The sequence below is a fragment of the Duganella sp. BJB476 genome, assembly GCF_003416895.1.
Lineage (GTDB): Bacteria > Pseudomonadota > Gammaproteobacteria > Burkholderiales > Burkholderiaceae_D > Rugamonas.
In genome coordinates this window covers 79,460-102,122 of sequence record NZ_QVIO01000012.1, presented here as the reverse complement: position 1 = coordinate 102,122, position 22,663 = coordinate 79,460, and the positions used below count along the sequence as shown (strand labels likewise).

Annotated in this window: 11 protein-coding genes; 5 read left to right on the top strand and 6 right to left on the bottom strand. The window is 63.2% G+C overall.

Annotated elements, in window-relative coordinates; all coding sequences use genetic code 11:
• Window positions 1–22 precede the first annotated feature (22 nt).
• Window positions 23–4,255: a DNA-directed RNA polymerase subunit beta' gene (gene rpoC / locus D0T21_RS30120; RefSeq protein WP_116993679.1), complete on the top strand. Its 4,233-nt coding sequence runs from the start codon at window positions 23–25 to the stop codon at window positions 4,253–4,255.
• Between the two features lie 65 nt (window positions 4,256–4,320).
• Here the strand turns inward: rpoC and D0T21_RS30115 are convergent, their stop codons facing one another.
• Window positions 4,321–4,653, bottom strand: a complete 333-nt coding sequence (locus tag D0T21_RS30115; protein ID WP_116993678.1) for a DUF5615 family PIN-like protein — start codon at window positions 4,651–4,653, stop codon at window positions 4,321–4,323.
• A 1-nt stretch (window position 4,654) separates the two neighbouring features.
• Window positions 4,655–4,879 carry a DUF433 domain-containing protein gene (locus D0T21_RS30110; RefSeq protein WP_116993688.1) on the bottom strand — a complete coding sequence of 75 codons (225 nt, stop codon included), beginning with the start codon at window positions 4,877–4,879 and terminating at the stop codon, window positions 4,655–4,657.
• A 171-nt stretch (window positions 4,880–5,050) separates the two neighbouring features.
• Here D0T21_RS30110 and D0T21_RS30105 point away from each other — a divergent pair, with 171 nt between their 5' ends.
• The gene (locus D0T21_RS30105; protein ID WP_116993677.1) at window positions 5,051–5,659 is read left to right on the top strand and encodes an ArsR family transcriptional regulator; all 609 of its coding nucleotides are present in this window, start codon (window positions 5,051–5,053) and stop codon (window positions 5,657–5,659) included.
• Here D0T21_RS30105 and D0T21_RS30100 read toward each other — a convergent pair.
• Entirely contained in the window at window positions 5,656–7,062 is a 1,407-nt protein-coding gene (locus D0T21_RS30100) for a sensor histidine kinase (RefSeq protein WP_116993676.1), read from the bottom strand. The genes D0T21_RS30105 and D0T21_RS30100 overlap by 4 nt on opposite strands.
• A gap of 198 nt (window positions 7,063–7,260) precedes the next feature.
• On the opposite strand from D0T21_RS30100, the gene D0T21_RS30095 reads away from it, so the two are divergent.
• Window positions 7,261–7,719 (top strand): thioesterase family protein, encoded by a 459-nt coding sequence (locus tag D0T21_RS30095; protein ID WP_116993675.1) that lies wholly within the window; start codon window positions 7,261–7,263, stop codon window positions 7,717–7,719.
• Between the two features lie 38 nt (window positions 7,720–7,757).
• On the opposite strand, the gene D0T21_RS30090 is transcribed toward D0T21_RS30095, so the two are convergent.
• From D0T21_RS30090 to D0T21_RS30080, 3 genes are all read right to left on the bottom strand, one after another.
• Window positions 7,758–9,575 carry a DUF885 family protein gene (locus D0T21_RS30090; protein ID WP_116993674.1) on the bottom strand — a complete coding sequence of 606 codons (1,818 nt, stop codon included), beginning with the start codon at window positions 9,573–9,575 and terminating at the stop codon, window positions 7,758–7,760.
• A 232-nt stretch (window positions 9,576–9,807) separates the two neighbouring features.
• Complete coding sequence (locus tag D0T21_RS30085; RefSeq protein ID WP_116993673.1) at window positions 9,808–10,971, bottom strand: HPP family protein; 1,164 nt, start codon at window positions 10,969–10,971, stop codon at window positions 9,808–9,810.
• Between the two features lie 62 nt (window positions 10,972–11,033).
• Window positions 11,034–11,510: an Lrp/AsnC family transcriptional regulator gene (locus D0T21_RS30080; protein WP_116993672.1), complete on the bottom strand. Its 477-nt coding sequence runs from the start codon at window positions 11,508–11,510 to the stop codon at window positions 11,034–11,036.
• A 132-nt stretch (window positions 11,511–11,642) separates the two neighbouring features.
• Here D0T21_RS30080 and D0T21_RS30075 point away from each other — a divergent pair, with 132 nt between their 5' ends.
• Both D0T21_RS30075 and D0T21_RS30070 read left to right on the top strand, forming a co-directional pair.
• Window positions 11,643–13,688 carry an aminotransferase class V-fold PLP-dependent enzyme gene (locus D0T21_RS30075; protein WP_116993671.1) on the top strand — a complete coding sequence of 682 codons (2,046 nt, stop codon included), beginning with the start codon at window positions 11,643–11,645 and terminating at the stop codon, window positions 13,686–13,688.
• A gap of 186 nt (window positions 13,689–13,874) precedes the next feature.
• On the top strand, window positions 13,875–22,544 hold the full coding sequence (locus D0T21_RS30070; protein ID WP_116994601.1) for a GH36-type glycosyl hydrolase domain-containing protein: 8,670 nt from the start codon (window positions 13,875–13,877) through the stop codon (window positions 22,542–22,544).
• The last annotated feature ends 119 nt before the right edge of the window (window positions 22,545–22,663 follow it).

Genomic DNA, 22,663 nt, shown 5'->3' with positions numbered 1-22,663 from the left:
TCATCACTACCTGGAGTGATACATGAAAGCACTGCTCGATCTATTCAAGCAAGTACAGACGAACGAGACTTTTGACGCGATCAAAATCGGTCTCGCTTCGCCTGAAAAAATCCGTTCGTGGTCCTACGGCGAAGTTAAAAAGCCGGAAACCATCAACTATCGTACCTTCAAGCCTGAGCGCGATGGTCTGTTCTGCGCCAAGATCTTTGGCCCGATCAAGGACTACGAATGCCTGTGCGGTAAGTACAAGCGCCTGAAACACCGCGGCGTGATCTGCGAAAAGTGCGGCGTCGAAGTCACGCTGGCCAAGGTGCGCCGTGAGCGCATGGGCCACATCGAGCTGGCTTCGCCTACCGCCCACATCTGGTTCCTGAAGTCGCTGCCATCCCGTCTGGGTATGGTGCTGGACATGACCCTGCGGGACATCGAACGCGTGCTGTACTTCGAAGCATACGTGGTGACCGATCCAGGCATGACCCCGCTGAAAAAATGCCAGATCATGTCGGAAGACGACTACGCCGCCAAGTACGAAGAGTACGGCGACGACTTCACCGCCTTCATGGGCGCTGAAGGTATCCGCGAACTGCTGCGCTCGATCGACATCCACCGCGATGCCGAGACCCTGCGCGTGGAACTGAAGGAATCGAAGTCCGAAGCCAAGATCAAGAAATACGCCAAGCGCCTGAAAGTGCTGGAAGCGTTCCAGCGTTCGGGCATCAAGCCTGAGTGGATGATCATGGAAGTGCTGCCGGTGCTGCCGCCGGAACTGCGTCCGCTGGTACCGCTGGACGGTGGCCGCTTCGCGACCTCGGATCTGAACGATCTGTATCGCCGCGTCATCAACCGTAACAACCGTCTGAAACGCCTGATGGAGCTGCGCGCTCCAGAGATCATCACGCGCAACGAAAAGCGCATGCTGCAAGAAGCAGTCGATTCGCTGCTGGACAACGGCCGTCGCGGCAAAGCGATGACCGGCGCCAACAAGCGTCCGCTGAAATCGCTGGCTGAGATGATCAAGGGTAAGGGCGGCCGCTTCCGTCAGAACTTGCTGGGTAAGCGCGTCGACTACTCGGGCCGTTCGGTCATCGTGGTGGGTCCGCAGCTGAAACTGCACCAGTGCGGTCTGCCGAAGCTGATGGCTCTGGAACTGTTCAAGCCGTTCATCTTCAACAAGCTGGAACTGATGGGCTTGGCTACCACGATCAAGGCCGCTAAAAAGCTGGTCGAGATCCAGGAACCGGTCGTCTGGGACATCCTGGAAGACGTGATCCGCGAACACCCGATCATGCTGAACCGTGCGCCTACGCTGCACCGTCTGGGTATCCAGGCTTTCGAGCCGGTCCTGATTGAAGGCAAGGCCATCCAACTGCACCCACTCGTCTGCGCGGCATTCAACGCCGACTTCGACGGTGACCAGATGGCAGTTCACGTTCCGCTGTCGATCGAAGCACAGATGGAAGCCCGCACGCTGATGCTGGCTTCGAACAACATCCTGTTCCCATCGAACGGCGAACCGTCGATCGTTCCTTCGCAGGATATCGTGCTGGGTCTGTACTACGCGACCCGCGAAGCGATCAACGCCAAGAACGAAGGTATGCTGTTCCAGGACGTGTCGGAAGTCATCCGTGCCTACGACAACAAGGAAGTGGAACTGACCACCCGTATCACCGTGCGTATCGTCGAGAATCCTAAGGATCCAGTGACGGGCGAATTCGTCCGCACAGTGACCCGTTACGAGACCACGATCGGCCGCGCGATCCTGTCGGAAATCCTGCCGAAAGGCCTGCCATTCTCCGTGCTGAACCGCGCGCTGAAGAAGAAAGAGATTTCCAAGCTGATCAACACGTCCTTCCGTAAGTGCGGCCTGCGCGCGACGGTGGTGTTTGCTGACCAACTGATGCAGTCGGGCTTCCGCCTGGCGACCCGCGCCGGTATTTCGATCTGCGTGGACGACATGCTGGTACCGCCTCAAAAAGTGACCCTGATTTCGGCTGCAGAATCCGAAGTCAAACAGATCGAGCAGCAGTACGCTTCGGGTCTGGTCACCGCCGGCGAACGTTACAACAAGGTAGTCGACATCTGGGGCAAGACCTCGGATGAAGTCGGCAAGGCCATGATGGACCAACTGAAAGTGGAAGACGTCATCAAGCGTGACGGCACCAAGTCCACCCAGGAATCCTTCAACGCGATTTACATGATGGCCGACTCGGGCGCCCGCGGTTCCGCAGCGCAGATTCGCCAGCTGGCAGGTATGCGTGGTCTGATGGCGAAACCGGACGGTTCGATTATCGAAACGCCGATTACCGCGAACTTCCGCGAAGGCCTGAACGTGTTGCAGTACTTCATCTCGACCCACGGCGCTCGTAAAGGTCTGGCGGATACGGCACTGAAGACCGCGAACTCGGGTTACCTGACCCGTCGTCTGGTCGACGTGACCCAGGATCTGGTTGTGATCGAAGATGATTGCGGCACGACCAACGGCACGCTGATGAAGGCGATGGTCGAAGGTGGTGAAGTGATCGAAGCGCTGCGCGACCGTATCCTCGGCCGCGTGGTGGTCAACGACGTCATCAACCCAGAGACCCAGGCTACGCTGTACGAAGCCGGCACGCTGATGGACGAAGACATGGTCGAAGAGATCGAGCGTCTGTCGATCGACGAAGTCAAGGTTCGCACTCCGCTGACTTGCGACACGCGCTTCGGCCTGTGCGCCAAGTGCTACGGTCGCGATCTGGGCCGCGGCATGCTGGTCAACGCCGGCGAAGCCGTCGGTGTGGTCGCAGCGCAGTCGATCGGTGAACCAGGTACCCAGCTGACCATGCGTACCTTCCACATCGGTGGTGCGGCGTCGCGTGCGGCAGTGGCATCGTCGGTGGAAGCGAAGTCGAACGGTACCATCCGCTTCACCTCGACCATGCGTTACGTCACCAATGGCAAGGGCGCGCAAATCGTCATTTCCCGTTCGGGCGAAGTGCTGATTACCGACGACCACGGCCGTGAGCGTGAGCGTCACAAGGTGCCGTACGGCGCGACCCTGATCGTCAAAGACGGTCTGGTGATCAAGGCCGGTACGGCCCTGGCAACCTGGGATCCGCTGACCCGTCCGATCATTACCGAGTACGCCGGTGTGGTGCGTTTCGAGAACGTCGAAGAAGGCGTGACCGTTGCCCGTCAGGTGGACGAAGTGACCGGTCTGTCGACCCTGGTGGTAATCGATGCCAAGCGTCGCGGTTCGCTGACCAAGACCCTGCGTCCACAGGTCAAGCTGCTGAACGAAGAAGGCCACGAAGTCAAGATCGCCGGCACCGAACACGCCGTGGCGATCGGCTTCCAGGTTGGCGCGCTGATCATGGTGAAAGACGGCCAGGCAGTGACCGTTGGTGAAGTGCTGGCACGTATCCCGACCGAATCGCAGAAGACTCGCGATATTACCGGTGGTCTGCCGCGCGTTGCCGAGCTGTTCGAAGCACGTTCGCCTAAAGACGCAGGTATGCTGGCGGAAGTGACCGGTACTGTTGCCTTCGGTAAAGAAACCAAGGGTAAGCAGCGTCTGGAAATCACGGACATGGACGGCAACAAGCACGAGTTCCTGATCACCAAGGACAAGCAAGTGCTGGTACACGACGGCCAGGTAGTGAACAAAGGCGAGATGATTGTCGACGGCCCGGCCGATCCACAAGACATTCTGCGTCTGCTGGGTATCGAAGCGCTGGCGCGTTACATCGTTGACGAAGTGCAGGACGTGTACCGTCTGCAGGGCGTGAAGATTAACGACAAGCACATTGAAGTGATTGTGCGTCAGATGCTGCGTCGCGTTCAGATCGTTAATGCCGGCGACACCAACTACATCGTTGGCGAGCAGGTTGAGCGTTCGGAACTGCTGGATGAAAACGACAAAGTAAATGCAGAGAATAAGATCCCTGCAACTTACGAAAACGTTCTGCTGGGTATTACCAAGGCATCGCTGTCGACCGATTCGTTTATCTCGGCCGCATCGTTCCAGGAAACTACCCGCGTTCTGACCGAAGCCGCAATCATGGGCAAGCGCGATGGTCTGCGCGGTCTGAAAGAAAACGTCATCGTTGGTCGTCTGATTCCAGGCGGCACCGGTCTGGCATTCCACCGCGCTCGCAAAGAGAAAGAAGCTTGGGAAGTGGAAGAGCGTCAAGCTCTGCTGCTGGCCGAGAAAGCCTCGATGTCCAGCGGCGATGTGGAAATTACCGAAACGGTTACTCCACACGACGGCGAAGCGTAATTCAGCTTTTAGCCCCGTAAATAAAAACGGCACCTTCGGGTGCCGTTTTTTTATTGGTGGCGCAATTAATGAATCTCAATAATCGGTTGGCCAGCTGCGATCGCCTGATAGATGTTCGGCATCGCCGATTTGAGTTTGGTGAAGAGGATGGATTTGCTGCAGTTGCCACACCGCACCCATATTATTTGCGGCGGTATAAATCCCTGCACCTTGGAGCGATTTGAAAAATCGGCATCCCTTGTAACGATAACCAAGTTATTTTTAATTGCGTATCGCCAGATGGTTAAATCATCCGCCGCATCCAAGCCAACATCCGCGACGTGAATACTTTTCCATGATAACCCCGTAAGATATCGAGCCAACGCAACCGGCAGCTGGTTATCAATAAGAAGATTCAATTTAAGCGACCGTAGTTTTTTCCATTAAGTCCGCCGCATAGGCAAGTGCGGCATAGATGTCGTTTTTTTCCAGAAAAGGGTAGTCGATTAGTATCTGTTCGTGGCTTTCGCCGGCCGCGAGCAGGCTTAATATGTCGCATACCCGAATTCTCAGATGGCGTATGCACGCTCTGCCGCCGCACTGAGCCTTGTCCACCGTAATCCGTTCGTGTAGATCTAAAGTCATGGCAAGCTCCCGGTGTCTATGCATGTATTCAATATAGGCGAATTTCGGTAGGCCGGTATTGATAGTTGGCAACACGCCAGGCTGATCCTTTGCCTGGTTTGACGCAAGTTAGCCCGGAAACGCTACGTTAAACATGCCAGAGAGTAGTTCGTTCATGCTAAGATTTGGCTCATGATCGCTCAAGCACTCTTCACTCCTGCCCAGCAAAAGCTGCTGGGCTTGCTATTTGTACGTGTCAATCAAGGTTTCCACTTGAACGAGATCATGCGCCTGACGGGTTTGGGCAGCGCCTCGGCCCAGCGGGAGCTCAAACGGCTGCATGAGTCGGGCGTTATCGTGTCCGAGCGCATCGGCAATGTGCGACGCTTTAAGCCCAACAAGGAATGCATCGTATTCGGGGAATTGAGCAACCTGGTCAAGAAAACCTTCGGCCTGGTGAGCGTGCTGAATTCGGCGCTGGCGCCGTTGCAACACGTGCTGAATGTGGCTTTTGTTTATGGCGCCACGGCCAAGGAGCACGAGGGCATGGATACGCCGGTGGAATTAATGCTGATCGGCGATAACACCAGCTACGGCGAACTATTATCACGCCTGCCGGTCGCCGAACGTTTATTGCGCCGTAAAATCAATCCCAACCTGTATTCGATACCCGACTTTAAGCGTCGCCTGCGCGAACAGCAGCCATTTATTCTCCAGGTATTGCGGGAGCAAAAGATATATGTATTGGGCGATGAAACTGACTTGGAAAAAGTCAGCGGCGAAGAAGTCGCGGTGAATTAATCCATTACCCGCTCGGCATTCCATATCTGCTTTTGCGGGAATAAGACGGAAAATCGGGTATAACGTCCCGCCTGCGATTCGCAATGTATCTTGCCGCCGAATGCGGTAATAACGCGCTGGCAAAATGCCAATCCCATTCCCGTGCCGCCGCCATTATGCCGGGTGCTGTAAAACGGTTCAAATACATGCGGCAATACATCATCCGGGATTCCCGCGCCGGTATCCGTCACCAGTAATTGCTTGCTATTCCCTTGGGTAAAGAAAGCAATCTCCACTTCCCCCCGTCCCGCCGATTTAATCGCATGCAGTGCGTTTTTAAACAGGTTATATAAAACGTAGACCAGCAATACGTCCGAACCAAAGAAGGTGAAATCCTCGGCCGCCTTAACCACCACCTTGTCGCGCATCGAGCTTTCAAAGGGATAGCAGGCCAGGGCTTCGTCGACACATTTCTTGATTGAATGATTGGCGAAGTCGTTGCGATTCAAGGTGCCGGCGCGGGCCGAGGCCAGCATCATGTCCACGATGAAATTGGAGCGGCTGATTTCCGCCTCTATGTGCTGGGTAAGCTTGCTCAGGTAATTCAGTTGCGCGGGTTGCAACATCGGCTCGATCAGCCGGTTTTCCACCGCGCACTGGTAGCCGGCCAGCAAGTCCGGCAGGCATTTGGCCAGCACCCGCGACTGGTTACGGATGGTCGCCAGCGGCGTGCGCATTTCGTGGGCGATGGTGGCGGCCACCTCCATCGGGTCGGCCAGCAGGTTGTGCCGCACCATCGCCTGGGCAATCAGGCCCAGGCTGGTCGCCACGAACAGCACACCCGGCGGGTAGAACTGCACGCCGTAATTGCACAGATAATCGACCGAGGCGAAGAAATAGATCAGCAGACTGACCAGGCAATAGCGCAGCCGGCTTTTCTCGGTCGACACGGCCAGTTGCTGGCGCCGGTAGAGCAGCCACAGCCCACGCCCCACCACCACGCCGGTCTGCAGCAGGTGCAGCGGGTGCAAAGGCCCAGCCTTGGGGTAATAACCGAAGAAGTAGGGGTAGAGACCGGCAATCAGCCAGTCCGTGCTCAACATGACCACCCCCAGCAAGCCGGCGATCACATAGGACAGGTCTACCCAGCGGCGCTCGCTGCGCTGCGCCGTCAGTTCGGCGACGAAATGGTACAGCGTGGTCGGCAGGAAGAGGATGAGCAGGTAGCCCAGCTTGGCCAGCGCCAACGCCTCATGCTCGTCATGGATCTGGAACAGCACGGCCCAGGTGAATTGCCAGCAGAAGGTGGTCGCGCACAGCAGGAAGAACGTCAGGCTGATACGGCTTACCCCGCGCGAATGCAGCACGTAGGCGCCATAGCACAGGAATAACAGGGAGACCACGGCGGGCAATAGGGAGTGCATGCGCTCTTTCCAACGGACTTTGGATGGGTAGCCCGCAGTATTGCGCGTGTTGATCTAGCTCGCTTGATTATCGAATAACTATTTGCGCCAAATCAAACAAGCACAGCAGAAATCCGTTTTAAGTGTTTCTGTCCGCATTGCGGGCAGCGTCGCCGCCTGCGGGCAGGGACGCTCCAACTCATCTCACAGGGGAACCTCATGCTGCTGCACGCCACCGAAGTTGAAAAATCAAAAATCTCCGCTGCGACCGCCGTCAACGCCAAGCAGACTTTTACGCACGCCCTGACGATTTATCTGAAGGACTCCAACGCCTATGGCAACACCTATTTCGCGCGTTACTTCGAATGGCAGGGTATTTGCCGTGAAAAGTGGTTCTTCGACTGCATTTCGCGCGATATGCTGCAAAACGAGGGGGTATTCATCACCAAGCACGCGGAGCAGGACTACTTGCAGGAAACTGTCCCATTTCAGGAGGTGCATTGCGAGTTGAATGCATATGACGTAAAGAAGTGTTCATTTTGGCTGGAGTTCCGATTCTACGCCGAAGGCAAACAGGTCTCCATCGGGCGCCAGCAGATCGTCTTTGCCAACCACGCCAAGCAGATTACGGCTTTGCCCGAGCTGGTGATCGCCCGTATCAAGCGCTACGCCAAGTAAAGCAAGCAAGGCGGGCCATTGCGGCCCGCCCCGGAGGTTTATTGCTGCGAGGCGATCCAGCGATCGACTTTTTCCTCCAGCAGCGCCAGCGGCAGGGTGCCATCGCCCAGCACCACGGCGTGGAACTTCGGCAGGCTGAACTTGTCGCCCAGTGCCTTGGCCGCACGCTGGCGCAGTTCGACGATCTTCAGCGAACCGATCTTGTAGCCCAGCGCCTGGCCCGGCCAAGCCATGTAGCGCTCGGTCTCGGTCTTGGCGGAGTTGTCGTAGCCCAGCGTGTCGTGCATGTACTGGATGCTTTGCTCGCGGGTCCAGCCTTGCGCGTGCATGCCGGTGTCGACCACCAGGCGGGTGGCGCGCAGCAGTTCGTCGTTCAGGTGGCCGAAGTACTGGGCCGGATCGTCGAACAGGCCCATCTCCTTGCCCAGCGTTTCCGCATACAGCGCCCAGCCTTCGGTATAGGCGTTGTTGCCGCCATATTTGCGGAAGTTAGGCAGGTTCAGTTCCTGCATCAGCGCGATGTGGAAGTGGTGGCCGGGCTTGCCTTCATGCAGGAACAGCGTGGTCATGCCGGTGCTGCCGTACTTGGCGGGATCGTTGACCACCGACCAGAACACGCCGGGACGCGAACCGTCGCCGGCCGGCGCGGTGTAGTGGTCGGAGGCAGTGGCGCGGCTCAGCTCAGGCTCGAGGCGCAAGTCCAGCTTGGCCTTCGGCAGCAGCGTGAACATCAGCGGCAGCTTGGTGTCCAGCACGTCGTTGAGCTGGTGATACACGGCCTGGACTTCCTGCTCGGTCTTGAATGGATAGAACTTCGGCTGCGCCGCCACCCATACCGGCAGGCCCGACGCCGGACCGGTGTAGCCCAGCTTGGGTCCCAGCACTTCAAACTGGGCCTGGATGCGCGCGACTTCTTTCAAGCCGATGGCATGGATTTCGTCGGGTTTAAGCGACGTTGTGGTGGCGCCGGCGACACGCGCCTGGTACCAGGCGGCGCCGTCCGGCAGCGCGCCCAGGCCGGTCGTGGTGCGGCAGGCCGGCACGTATTCTTTTTCCAGGAAGGTCGCCAGGCGGGCCAGCGCCGGCATCACTTTGTCGCCGACAGTCTTGCGGTAGGCGGCGCTCAGGCGCGCCTTGTCGGCGGCGGAAAAGGCGGCCGGCAGCTTGGTGATCGGCGTGTAGAAGATATTGCTTTCCGGCGTGGCGCTGACCAGTTTCTGGAACTGCGGCAAGCCCGATTCCATGATCGCCTTCGGCTCGGTGATGCCTTGCTTCATGCCGACGCGCATATTGGCGATGGCCTGGTCTATCCAGGCTGGCAATTGGCTGATGCGGTGCAGGTAGGCGTCGTATTCCTTGACGGTGCCGATCGGCTGCGAAGCTTCGCCGCCGGCGTAGTTGGCCAGGGTGACGGGCACGCTGTCCATCTGGTTGATCGGCAGCAGATGCTCGGGGAAGCGCTCCATCGTCAGCAGCTGGTCCAGCTCGTAGACCAGGATGTCGTAGTTGATGCGGTCCTTGTCATTCAGTTGTGCGCGCTGGATCGCCTTCAGGCGGGTGGCGAACTGGCGATACAGCTTGAACTGCTGGGCGCGCTTGGCCGGGGCGATGCTCAGGCCGAGTTGGTCGTCGAAACGGTTGTCGCCGTTTTCCGTGGCGCCCAGCGGCTCGAAGCGGGCGGTGGCGTCGTAGTACTGGTCGGCGATCGCCAGTAGTGCCTTGTGTGCGGGCGCGGCGCTGACTTGGGGCGCGGCGGGTGCCGGCGCGGCGGCGTTGGCCGCCAGCGGCGCGAACGCCAGCATCACGGCGGCGGCGAGAGGGGCCAAAGCGGCATAGGTGTTGCGGCGACGCGTCATAGTTTCTTCCTCAAGATGTCACAAAATTGGCGCCTAGCATAAGCCATTGCGAGGCGGCGCTGGGACAATTTTTGTATCGGCGATACATTGTTCTTTTTGGGAAATTTTAGATCCGGATTTGCAAATATAATTGTGCAAGGCACATTTAAACCGGAGTATGCTGGAGACCAGCAAGAACTCAAGAATAACAAAGCAGTACAGCCTGGCCGCTACCTTCGGGTGGCGGTTTTTTTTAGGCCGCCGCTTCGGCGAAGCGGCTCTCGTACAGCGCCGCCACCAGGTCCGACTGGGTGATGATGCCGGCGAAACGCTGCTCCTCGTCGACGATGGGAATGTGGTGGAAACCGGAATCGGCCATCAGCGGCACCAGGTCGACGATCGGCGTGTCCAGCCGCGCGGTGGTCGGGTGCTGGCTCATGATCTGGCCGACCACTTCAGCCTTTTCGGTGTGGGTTACGCCGCTTTTGCGCAGAAATCGCTGAAGTTGCTGACGGATGCCGCGATAGTCGTCCAGCCCGCCGTGTTCCAGGAAGTCCGTCTGCGTGACGATGCCGATCACCCGCCGCGCGCGGTTGAGCACCGGCAGCGCCGCCACGCGGTGGGTGCGCATCTGCTGCCAGGCTTCCTCCAGGCTGGTGCCGAATTCGGCGCTGACGATATCGCGCGACATGATGTCGGCGCAGCCGATGATGCCGAAGCGGCGCTGGTAGGCGCGCTGCTCGGTTTGCATGAACAGCGATTCCAGGTCGTCGCGGCTGATGTCCAGCACCTGGTTGTACTGCTTCAGCACGGCGTCCAGGTCTTCCGGCTTGAAGCCCAGCCGCACGGTCGGCACCGCGTCCTTGGTGGCGTGCGGATTCGGATGCGCGCCTTGCTGCGCATGGGGGTAGCGCCGTCCCGTCAGGTTGTTGTACAGCATCGCCATCAGCGCCAGCAGCGTAGTGTCGGCCAGCACCGTCACCAGCGGGAAGGCGAAGCCGGCCGCGTGGATGGCCGGGCCGCCGATCACCGCCGTCAGCGCCACCGCGCCGCCGGGCGGGTGCAGGCAGCGCAGCGCGAACATCGCGGCGATCGCGGTGCTGGCGGCCAGCGCGCACAGCAGCGGCATGGGCAGGATGTCGCCGAACAGGCGCACGCAGATCACGCCCATCAATCCGCTGACGACATTGCCGCCGATGGCGGCCCACGGCTGCGCCAGCGGACTGGCCGGCAGTGCGAACAGCAGCACCGAGGAGGCGCCGATCGGCGCGACCAGGAAAATCGCGCCAGGCGACAGGGTGAGGCCGAGCAGGGCGGTCAGCAGCAAGCCGAACAGGGCGCCGCCGGCGGCGCGCAACTGCTCGCGGGGGCTGGCGGTGGTGGGGCTGGGCAGCCAGCGGTCGAGGAATGCACGCATGGGCTTAATCAGGTATTTGAAATGGGACTAAGATTATCCCATGCTCAGCCCGCCGCTGCACATTATTGGTGCGAAACCAGCTCCAGCGGCAAGGCCGTGGTGATCTTGATCTGTTCCATCGAAAACGCTGACGACACCCCGCTCAGCTGCGCGGCCTTGATTAACTTCTTGTAAAACCGGTCATATCCTTCGATATCGCTCGTCACCACCTTCAGCAGGTAATCGATGTCGCCGCTCATGCGGTGGAATTCCTGCACTTCCGGCAAGGCGACCACGGCGGCGGCAAAGCGCGCCAGCCATTTGTCGTCGTGCTGGCTGGTGCGCACGCTGACGAACACCGTCACCGGCAAGCCTACCTTGCGGCGGTTGACGATGGCCACCCGGCTCTCGATATAGCCTTCCTCTTCCAGCCGCCGCACCCGCTTCCAGCACGGCGTGGAGGACAGGCCGATCCGCTCGCTGAGCTGGGCGATCGACAGCGTGCCGTCGCCCTGCAAGGCCGACAAAATTGCATAGTCATAGCGATCAAGATCGTTCATTCTATTTATCCTAAAAAAACAGTATGAAAATGCTATATGGAGTGCGTAACAGGAGTATTTTAGTACATATATTTCGCCGTCACTGAGTAAGCTATAGGTATCGATACATAGGTACTAAAAACAGGCACTATCATGACGACCGAAATCTACCTCGATGGCAACGCCACCACCGCCGTGCTGCCGGCAGCCATCGCCGCCGCGGCCGACGCCATGGGCCAGCGCTACGGCAATCCCAGCAGCAGCCACGGCACCGGCCTGAAAGCCAAAGTCTTGCTGGACCAGACCCGCGCCTGCGCGGTGCGCCTGCTGGGCGTGGGCGACGGCCGCCTGATGTTCAACAGCGGCGCCACCGAAGGCATCCAGACCGCCGTACTGTCGGCGCTGGTGGCGCTGCGCGAACGCCGCGAGCGCGGCGAGGCCATCGGCAGCCTGCTGGTCTACGGCGCGACCGAACACAAGGCCGTGCCGGAAAGCCTGGCGCACTGGAACCGCCTGTTGGGCCTGAACCTGACCTTGCAAAAACTGCCGGTCGACCAGGACGGCGCGCACGACCTGGCTCAACTGCGCGCGCTGGCGCCACAGGCCGCGCTGGTATGCACCATGGCCGCCAACAACGAAACCGGCATCGTCACCAACCTGGCCGCGATCGAAGTGCTGCTGGCCGAGACCGGCAGCGCCGCCTACTGGCTGGTCGACTGCGTGCAGGCGCTGGGCAAGCTGGACCTGGACCTGGCAAGCACCCGCATCGACTACGCGCCGTTCTCCGGCCACAAGCTGTACGCGCCCAAGGGCATAGGCATGCTGTACGTGCGCGCCGGTGCGCCGTTCACGCCGCTGATCATGGGCGGCGGCCAGGAAAGCGGCCAGCGCTCCGGCACCGAGAACATGGCCGGCATCGCCGCGCTGGGCGCCGTGCTGTCCGCGCTGGAACGCGGCGACACCTTCCGCAGCCATCACCAGCTGGCCAGCTTCCGCGCCCGCCTGGCCGACAGCCTGCGCGCCGCCTTGCCTGGCGTGGTGTTCAACAATCCCTTCGACAAATCGCTGCCGACCACGCTGAACTTTTCCGTGCCTGGCCTGTCAAGCCGCGAACTGATGGACGTGTTCGACGCCGCCCAGGTGCGCGTCAGCTCCGGCAGCGCCTGCTCGGCCGCCAAGGCCGCGCCCAGCTACGTGCTGGACGCCATGCACGCGCCGCTGTGGCGCAGCGCCGGCGCGATCCGCATGTCCTTCGGTCCGCTGGCCGACGAGGCCACCATCGCCGACGCCTGTCGCCGCATCGAGCGCTGCGGCGCCGCGCTGCGCGCCAGCTGCCTGATCCCGTCCGAACGCACCGCCGTGCCGCACGATGGCTTGCTGCAACTGGGCGTCGAAGGCGCGTGCAGCTGGATGGTGCTGGACGCCGCCAGCCGCAGCTGCATCGTCATCGATCCCTTGCCGGACATGATCGCCCGTATCGAATCCTATGTGCGCTGCCAGAACTACCAGGTGCAAGCCATCGTCAGTACCTCGCCCGACGTCGATCGCAGCATGCTGATCAGTGCGCTGGGCCGGCATGTCGACTGTCACGCCGCCACCGACGCCTATGGCTGGCCGTCCGCCGTCCACGCCATCCAGCTCGGCACGCAGACCTTGCTCAGCGTGGCCGATGGCGCAGCCCGCCATTATCTGCTGGGCGACGCCGCCGATGCCACGCTGCCGCCGCAGGCGGTGCGCTTCGTCTTCAGCGCGCGGCCCACCGTGGAAGCATTGCGTCCGCTGACCTGCGCGCAAACGCTGCTGTGCCCAACGCGCGACGAGCACAACCAGTTCTGCGTCGGCATGGCCGCACCGGCAGCGGCCGAAGCGCAAGCCGCGCTGCAACTCGACAGCGCCGCGCTCGACGTCTTCCTGCAGGCCCATCCCAATGCCGAGCTGATTGACGTGCGCGAGCCTTATGAGTTCGCCGCCACCATTACGCCCGGCACCGCCGGCCGCAGCGCCCGCAGCGTGCCCTTGAGCCGCCTGGCCGAGCACGCCAGCAGCTGGTTGCATGGTGAACAGACCCCGCTGGTGTTCTTCTGTCGCAGCGGCAACCGCAGCCTGAAGGCCGCGCAGTTGCTGCGCCGCCTGGGCCACGGCCAAGCCTACAGCCTCAACGGCGGACTGGCGCTGGCGCCGCTGGCGCACGCCGCCTAGGGCTACACAGCTGTTCAAGTTTTCTTCCTTTACAAGGCCGCGCAAGCGGCCTTTTTTTTCGTGGAAATTCCATATGTACGTCAGCGAACAGTCGCATGGCGTGCGCCCCCGTACGATGCCTTAGCAGATAATTTCCTATTCGCAGAATCAAAGCGAGGTACACCGTTGAACAAGTCCGCCCCCCTCATGCCCGATATCACCCTGGGCTTCCGCGAATCTCCCTCCGGCTCCCTGTTGGCCGACGCCGACGACGAAGACCTGCCGCTGCGCGCCGAACTGTTCAGCGCGGCCCAGATGGCCGCGCACGGCAAGACGCTGGCCACGCATCACGAACTGAGCAAGCGCGGCGGCCGCGACCGCCTGTTGGCGCGGCTGACCGAAAACGCCGCCGTCATCGACGCCACCTGCGACGAGCTGACCGCCGCCGCCAAGGCCGGCCGCCAGATCACGCCCGCCTCCGAGTGGCTGCTGGATAACTTCTACCTGATCGAAGACCAGATCCGCATCGCCCGCCGCCACCTGCCCAAGGACTACAGCAAGCAGCTGCCGCGCCTGGGCAAGGGCGCGCCGGAAGGCACGCCGCGCGTCTACAAGATCGCACTGGAAATCATCTCGCACGGCGACGGCCGCGTCGATCCCGAATCGCTGTGCCGCTTCGTCGACGCCTACCAGGAAGTGGCCAGCCTCAAACTGGGCGAGCTGTGGGCCATCCCCATCATGCTGCGCCTGGCGCTGATCGAGAACCTGCGGCGCGTAGCCGCGCGCGTGGCCGACAACCGCATTCACCGCGACCTGGCCAACAGCTGGGCCGACCAGATGACCGACGTCGCCGAAAAAAATCCCAGCGGCCTGATATTGATGGTGGCCGACATGGCCCGCTCCAATCCGCCCATCAGCAGCGCCTTCGTGGCCGAACTGGCGCGCCGCCTGCAGGGACAAAGCCCGGCGCTGACGCTGGCGCTGTCGTGGATCACGCACCGCCTGGCCGAGTCGGACCAGACCATCGAGCAGCAGATCCAGGCCGAGATCCAGCAGCAGGCGGCCGAGCAGGTCTCCATCGCCAACAGCATCGGCAGCCTGCGCTTCCTCGGCACCATGGACTGGCAGGAGTTCGTCGAGACCATGAGCGTGGTCGAACAGACCTTGCGCCAGGACCCGGCCGCCGTCTACGGCCGCATGGAATTCGCCACCCGCGACCAGTACCGCCACGCCATCGAAAAAATCGCCAAGCGCTCGCGCTACTCCGAGCTCGAAGTGGCGCAGCAAGCCTTGCAGCTGGCGCAGGCCCACTACGCAGGCGGCGACGCCCGCCACGGCCACGTGGGTTTCTACCTGATCGGCGGCGGCCTGGCAGCGCTGGAAAAGCAGACCGGCATGCGCCGGCCGTGGCTGGAGGCCTTGCAGCAAACCTCGCGCGCCTCGCCGCTGACATCCTACCTGGGCGCCATCGCCGCCATCGCGCTGGTGTCGACCGCGCTGCTGCTGGAGCGCGCGTCGCACAACGGCGTGCACGGCGTGGTGATCGTGCTGCTCGGCTTGCTGGCGCTGCTGGGCAGCAGCCAGCTGGCACTGAGCCTGGTGAACTGGGTCGCCACGCTGGTGACCCGTCCCAACCCGCTGCCGCGCATGGACTTCCGCGACGGCGTGCCGCCCGACGCGCGCGCCATCGTGGTGGTGCCGACGCTGGTCTACAGCCAGGAGAACATCGCCGGCCTGTGCGAGCAGCTGGAAGTGCGCTTCCTCGCCAACCGCGATCCCAACCTGATGTTCTGCCTGTTGACCGACTTCGCCGACGCCGCCACCGAAACCCTGCCGGCCGACGCCGCGCTGGTGGAGCAGATGCACCGCTGCATCGGACAGTTGAACCGCAAGTACGCCACCCATCCGAACGGCGATCCGTCCTCGCCGTTCCTGCTGCTGCACCGGCCGCGCCGCTGGAATCCGCAGGAAGGTGTGTGGATGGGTGACGAGCGCAAACGCGGCAAGCTGCAGGAGCTGAACCGCTTCCTGCGCGGCGGCGCGCGCGACAAATTCAGCGTGGTGGTGGGCGACACCGGCCAGCTGGAAGGCATCAAGTACGTCATCACGCTCGACACCGACACCCAGCTGCCGCGCGACGCCGCGGCGCAGTTCATCGCCACCATGCAGCACCCGTTGAACCAGCCGCGCATCGACAGCGCGCGCGGCCGCGTGGTGGAAGGCTACGGCATCCTGCAACCGCGCGTGACGGTCAGCCTGCCGAGCGAGAACGCCTCGCTGTACGAAAAACTGTGCGGCGGCGAGCCGGGCATCGATCCCTACACCCGCACCGTCTCCGACGTCTACCAGGACGTGTTCTTCGAAGGCTCCTTCATCGGCAAGGGCATCTACGATGTCGACGTGTTCGAGCAGGTGCTGGGGGACCGCCTGCCGGACAACCGCATCCTCAGCCACGACCTGCTGGAAGGCTGCTACCTGCGCGCCGGCCTGCTGAGCGACGCCCAGTTGTACGAAGCCTATCCGGCCCGCTACAGCGACGACGTCAGCCGCCGCCAGCGCTGGATACGCGGCGACTGGCAACTGGCGTCGTGGGTGTTCGGCCGCGTGCCGGCCCCGAACCGCAAGCGCGAACGCAATCCGCTGTCGCTGCTGTCGCGCTGGAAGCTGTTCGACAACCTGCGCCGCAGCCTGACCGCGCCGGCGCTGGTGCTGTCGCTGATCACCGCCTGGCGCTGGCTGCCCGACCCTTGGCTGTGGACCGCCGCCGTGCTGGCCGTGATCTTCGTGCCGCCTGTCGTCAGCACCCTGCACGACTTGCTGCGCCGCCCGGAAGACACCTTGTGGAGCCAGCACATACGGGCCGCGCTGCGGCGCGGCGGCATGCAGTTCGCGCACGCCATCCTGATGCTGGTGTTCCTGCCTTACGAAGCTTATTTCAGCCTCGACGCCATCCTGCGCAGCGCCTGGCGCATGCTGGTCTCGCACAAGCACCTGCTGGAGTGGCGCGCCTCGGCGCTGTCGCGCGCGGCGGAAGGCGCGGCCGGCGTCTGGCGCACCATGTGGGTGTCGCCGGTGCTGGCGCTGTTCGTCGGCGGTGCGCTGTGGGGCTGGCGTCCCGTCAGCCTGGCGCCGGCCGCGCTGTTCCTGCTGGCGTGGCTGGTGGCGCCGGCCGTGGCGGAGCGGATCAGCCGTCCGATCGCGCGCCGCCACGCCCAGCTGACGCCGGAGCAGCACCGTTTCCTGCACCAGCTGGCGCGCCGCACCTGGGCCTATTTCGACCGCTACGTCGGCCCGGACGACAACTGGCTGCCGCCCGATAACATGCAGGAGCACCCGGCGCATGTGGTGGCGCACCGCACCTCGCCCACCAACATCGGCATGGCGCTGCTGGCCAACCTGAGCGCCAGCGATTTCGGCTACATCACCGTCGGCCAGATGATGGCGCGCACCGCCAGCACGCTGTCCACGATGGACCAGCTGGAACGCCACCAGGGCCACTTCTACAACTGGTACGACACGCAGACGCTCAAGCCGCTGCACCCGATCTACATCTCCACCGTCGACAGCGGCAACCTGGCCGGCCACCTGCTCACTTTGCAGGCCGGCCTGACCGGCCTGTACGACCAGCCGATACTGGGACCGCAAACGGTGGGCGGCATCGTCGCCACCTGCCGCGTGCTGCAGGAGTCGCTGGAGGGCGCCGCCGACACGGAGCAGCTGGACGCCTTGCTGGCGGCGCTGGGTCCGGCGCCGGACGCCGGCAACCTGCAACAACTGCACGCCTGGCTGAACCGCGTGAGCGCCGCCGCCGCCGGATTCCAGGCGCCGGCCGAAACGCACGGCGAAGCGGCCATGTGGTTCGCCTCGCTGACGCAGCAATGCCAGGCCGCGCTGGCGGAACTGGCGCTGCTGGCGCCGTGGGTCAGCCTGCCGGCGGACGCCGTGTTCGACACCAGCCTGGCCCGCGTGCCGACGCTGCGCGAACTGGCCGCCATGATCAACCAGACCGACGCCGTGCTGGCCAATGACCTGGCGCCGGCCGAGCGCGATCGCCAGTTGCTGCTGGCCGGCCTGTGCGCGCAGGGCGCCGCCGCCGCGCACGAGCGCATGCGCGAACTGGCCGACCTGGCGCAGCGCTGTGGCGCTTACGCCCTGATGGAATATGGCTTCCTGTACAACGCTACCACCAGCCTGCTGGCCATCGGCTACAACGTCACCGAGCGCCGTCTCGACGCCAGCTACTACGACCTGCTGGCGTCCGAAGTTCGGCTGGCCAGCTTCGTCGCCATCGCGCAAGGACAGCTGCCGCAGGAGCACTGGTTCGCGCTGGGCCGCCAGCTATGCATCGTCGCCGGCAAGCCGGTGCTGCTGTCGTGGAGCGGCTCGATGTTCGAGTACCTGATGCCGCTGCTGGTGATGCCCAACTATCCGAGCACCTTGCTCGACCACACCTACAACGCGGTGATCGACGCCCAGATCGACTACGGCAAGCGCCGCAACGTGCCGTGGGGGATCTCCGAATCCGGCTACAACACCGTCGACGCCAGCCTCAATTACCAGTACCGCGCCTTTGGCGTGCCGGGCCTGGGCCTGAAGCGCGGCCTGGCCGACGACCTGGTGATCGCGCCTTACGCCACCATGCTTGGCCTGATGGTGCAGCCGGAAGCGGCCTGTCTCAACCTGCAGAAGATGGCGGGGCTGGGTTATATGGGCCGCTACGGTTTCTTCGAAGCGGTCGACTACACCAGCTCGCGCCTGCCGCGCGGCCAGACGGCGGCGGTGATCCGTTCCTTCATGGTCCACCACCAGGGCATGGGCCTGCTGGCGCTGAGCTACCTGCTGCACGACCGGCCGATGCAGCGCCGCTTCGAATCCGATCCGCTGCTGCAATCGACCTTGCTGGTGCTGCAGGAGCGCAGCCCGCAAGCGGGCGCTTTCTATTCCAACACCACCGAGCTGGCGGCGATCCGTTCCAACGCGCCGGAGCAGGCCATGCCGATGCGCGTGCTGGCCCAGCACAGCACACCGGTGCCGGAAACCCAGCTGCTGTCCAACGGCCGCTATCACGTCATGGTTACCAACGCCGGCGGCAGCTACAGCCGCTGGAAGGACCTGGCCGTGACGCGCTGGCGCGAAGACAGCACCCGCGACAACTGGGGCAACTTCTGCTACGTGCGCGACATGGACGACGGCCGCTTCTGGTCCACCACCTATCAACCGACGTTGGTCGAGCCGCGCAAGCACGAGGTGATCTTCTCCGAAGGCCGCGCCGAGTTCCGTCGCTCCGACCGCAACATCGATCTGTACACGGAAATCGTGGTCTCGCCGGAAGACGACATCGAACTGCGCCGCACCCGCATCACCAACAAGTCCGACCGCGAGCGCACCATCGAAGTGACTAGCTTTGCCGAAGTGGTGATGACGCCGGCCGCCGCCGACGCCGCCCATCCGGCCTTCAGCAAACTGTTTGTGCAGACCGAGATCCTGCGTGACGAAAACGCCATCCTGTGCACGCGCCGTCCACGCGGCCCGGCCGACGCCACGCCGTGGCTGATGCACTCGATGATGGTGCACGACGCCGCCGTGACCGGCGTCTCGTTCGAGACCGACCGCTCGCGCTTCATCGGCCGCGGCAACACCGCCGCGGCGCCGCAGGCGATGCTGAACGAAGAGGCGTTGAGCGGCAGCGAAGGCTCGGTGCTCGACCCGGTGGTGGCGATCCGCTACACCATCACGCTCAAGCCGGACCAGACGGCCATCGTCGACATCGTCACCGGCATGACCGAACAGCGCGACGCCGCGCTGCACCTGATCGACAAATACCAGGACCGCCACCTGGCCGACCGCGTGTTCGAACTGGCGTGGACCCACAGCCAGGTGGTGCTGCGCCAGCTCAACGCCAGCGAAGCGGACGCCCAGCTGTACGGCCGTCTGGCCAACTCGGTCATCTACCCGAACGCCGCGCTGCGCGCCGACGCCGGCACGCTGATCAAAAACCAGCGCGGCCAGTCCGGCCTGTGGGCGTATGCGATTTCCGGCGACCTGCCGATCGTGCTGCTGCAGATCAAAGACCCGGCCAATATCGAACTGGCGCGCCAGATGGTGCAGGCGCACGCCTACTGGCGCCTGAAAGGGCTGGTGGTCGACCTGGTGATCTGGTATGAAGACCAGTCGGGCTACCGCCAACTGCTGCATGACCAGATCATGGGGCTGATCGCCTCCGGCATCGACGCCCAGGCCATCGACCGGCCGGGCGGCATCTTCGTGCGCCTGGCCGACCAGATCGCCAACGAAGATCGCGTGCTGCTGCAATCGGTGGCGCGCGCGATACTCAGCGACAGCCGCGGCACGCTGGCCGAGCAGATCAAGCGTCCCGGCCCGCCGGCCATGCGCATGCCGCCGCTGATGGTGGACAACCGCGGCGAGTATGCGGACGCCGGCCCGGCCACGCCGGTGGTGCGCCAGCTGATGCTGGAAAACGGCATCGGCGGCTTCACGCCGGACGGCCGCGAATACGTCATCACCACCAGCGACGCCCAGCGCACGCCGGCGCCGTGGTCCAACGTGCTGGCCAATCCGCAGTTCGGCAGCGTGATCTCGGAAAGCGGCCAGGCCTACACCTGGCACGAGAACGCCCACGAATTCCGCCTGACGCCGTGGCACAACGACCCGGTCAGCGACGGCAGCGGCGAGGCCTTCTACCTGCGCGATGAACAGAGCGGCCAGTTCTGGTCGCCGACCGCCTTGCCGGCGCGCGGCAACGGCAACTACGTCACGCGCCACGGCTTCGGCTACAGCGTGTTCGAGCACATCGAGTCCGGCATCGCCACCGAGATGACCACCTTCGTCGCCACCGATGCGCCGATCAAGTACACGGTGCTCAAGGTGCGCAACGACTCGCTGGTGGCGCGCCGCCTGTCGGCCACCGGCTATGTCGAATGGGTGCTGGGCGACATGCGCTCCAAGTCCGGCATGCACATCGTCACCGAGGCCGATCCGGTCAGCGGCGCGCTGTTCGCCAAGAACGCCTACAACACCGAGTTCACCGGTCGCGTCGCCTTCTTCAACTGCGACGCCACGCTGCGCACCCACACCGGCGACCGCGGCGAATTCCTCGGCCGTAACGGCACGCTGGCGGCGCCGGTGGCGATGCGTCGTTCCCGCCTGTCCGGCAAGATCGGCGCGGGGCTCGATGCCTGCGCCGCGATCCAGGTGCCGTTCGACCTGCTGCCCGGCCAGGAGCGCGAGATCGTCTTCGTGCTGGGCGTGGCCGGCCGCCGCAACGCCGACGCCAGCAGCCTGGCACAGAAGCACCGCAGCGCCGGCGCCGCGCACGAGGCGCTGGCCGCCGTGCACGCGCACTGGGACCAGACCCTGGGCGCGGTGCGCATCGATACGCCGGAGCCGGAGCTGGACCTGCTGGCCAACGGCTGGCTGATGTACCAGACCATCGCCTGCCGCATGTGGGCGCGCAGCGGCTACTACCAGTCCGGCGGCGCCTTCGGCTTCCGCGACCAGCTGCAGGACGCGATGGCGACCATCCACACGCAACCGCAACTGCTGCGCGACCAGCTGCTGCTGTGCGCCGCCCACCAGTTCCTGGAAGGCGACGTGCAGCACTGGTGGCATCCGCCGTCCGATCGCGGCGTGCGCACCCACTGCTCGGACGATTATCTGTGGCTGCCGCTGGGCGCCTGGCGCTACGTCATCGCCACCGGCGACGTCGGCGTGCTGGGCGAAAGCGCGCCTTACCTGGAGGGGCGCGCCGTCAAGCCGGAAGAGGATTCCTACTACGACCTGCCGAGCCGTTCCAGCCAGAGCGGAACGCTGTACGAGCACTGCGTGCGCGCCATCCGCAACGGCCTGCGCTTCGGCGCGCACGGCCTGCCGCTGATCGGCTCCTGCGACTGGAACGACGGCATGGACAAGGTGGGCGAGCATGGCAAAGGGGAGAGCGTCTGGCTGGCCTTCTTCCTGTGCGAGGTGCTGCAGCGCTTTGCCGAAGTGGCGGAGCTGATGCAGGACAAGGACTTCGCCACCGAATGCCGCGGCGAGGCCAAGAAGCTGGCCGCCAACGTCGAGCACAACGCCTGGGACGGCGAGTGGTATCGCCGCGCCTATTTCGACGACGGCACGCCGCTCGGTTCGCACGCCAACGAGGAATGCCAGATCGATTCGATTTCGCAAAGCTGGGGCGTGCTGTCCGGCGCCGCCGATCCGGTGCGGGTGCGCGGCGCGATGGAGCAGGTCAACCAGCGCCTGGTGCGGCGCGATTCCGGGATTATCCAGCTGCTCGATCCGCCGTTCGACAAGTCCGGTCCGAACCCGGGCTACATCCGTGGCTACGTGCCCGGCGTGCGCGAGAACGGCGGCCAGTACACGCACGCCGCCATCTGGACCGCGATGGCCTTCGCCCGCTTGGGCGAGACCGAGCGCGCCTGGGAGCTGGCGCGCATGATCAACCCGGTGCAGCACGGCGGCACGCCGGAAGGCATGGCGCGCTACAAGGTCGAGCCTTATGTGGTGACGGCAGACGTCTACGCCGTGGCGCCGCACGTCGGCCGTGGCGGTTGGAGCTGGTACACCGGTTCGTCGGGATGGATGTACCGGTTGATACTGGAGTCGTTGCTCGGCCTGACCCGCACCGCGACCCAGCTGACGATGGCGCCGCGCATGCCGTCGGCGTGGGATCACTTCACGCTGACCTATCGCTACGGCGCCGCTTCGTACGTGATCCGCGTGATGAAGTCGGCGGAAGCCGGCGCGCCGATCATGACGATAGACGGCGTGCGCCAGCTGGGAATGGCGATCGACTTGAGCGATACCGCCAGCATCCATAAGGTCGAACTGTTCGTTCCGGGCGCGTTCAATTCTTAACAGAGTGTCCCATTCTGGACATTTTCATCATCGTTACAACGGCGCGAAAATTTAACTTCGCGCCGTTATCGCGTGCGCCCCCAAGCGCTACCGCATTTATTCAAAAGACCTCTGAATAG

Bases quoted from the DNA above. Each gene is read 5' to 3' on its own strand.
- D0T21_RS30090 (WP_116993674.1), bottom strand. From the start codon at position 9,575: ATGACGCGTCGCCGCAACACCTATGCCGCTTTGGCCCCTCTCGCCGCC.
- D0T21_RS30095 (WP_116993675.1), top strand. From the start codon at position 7,261: ATGCTGCTGCACGCCACCGAAGTTGAAAAATCAAAAATCTCCGCTGCG.
- D0T21_RS30100 (WP_116993676.1), bottom strand. From the start codon at position 7,062: ATGCACTCCCTATTGCCCGCCGTGGTCTCCCTGTTATTCCTGTGCTAT.
- D0T21_RS30075 (WP_116993671.1), top strand. From the start codon at position 11,643: ATGACGACCGAAATCTACCTCGATGGCAACGCCACCACCGCCGTGCTG.
- D0T21_RS30070 (WP_116994601.1), top strand. From the start codon at position 13,875: ATGCCCGATATCACCCTGGGCTTCCGCGAATCTCCCTCCGGCTCCCTG.
- rpoC (WP_116993679.1), top strand. From the start codon at position 23: ATGAAAGCACTGCTCGATCTATTCAAGCAAGTACAGACGAACGAGACT.
- D0T21_RS30110 (WP_116993688.1), bottom strand. From the start codon at position 4,879: ATGACTTTAGATCTACACGAACGGATTACGGTGGACAAGGCTCAGTGC.
- D0T21_RS30105 (WP_116993677.1), top strand. From the start codon at position 5,051: ATGATCGCTCAAGCACTCTTCACTCCTGCCCAGCAAAAGCTGCTGGGC.
- D0T21_RS30085 (WP_116993673.1), bottom strand. From the start codon at position 10,971: ATGCGTGCATTCCTCGACCGCTGGCTGCCCAGCCCCACCACCGCCAGC.
- D0T21_RS30080 (WP_116993672.1), bottom strand. From the start codon at position 11,510: ATGAACGATCTTGATCGCTATGACTATGCAATTTTGTCGGCCTTGCAG.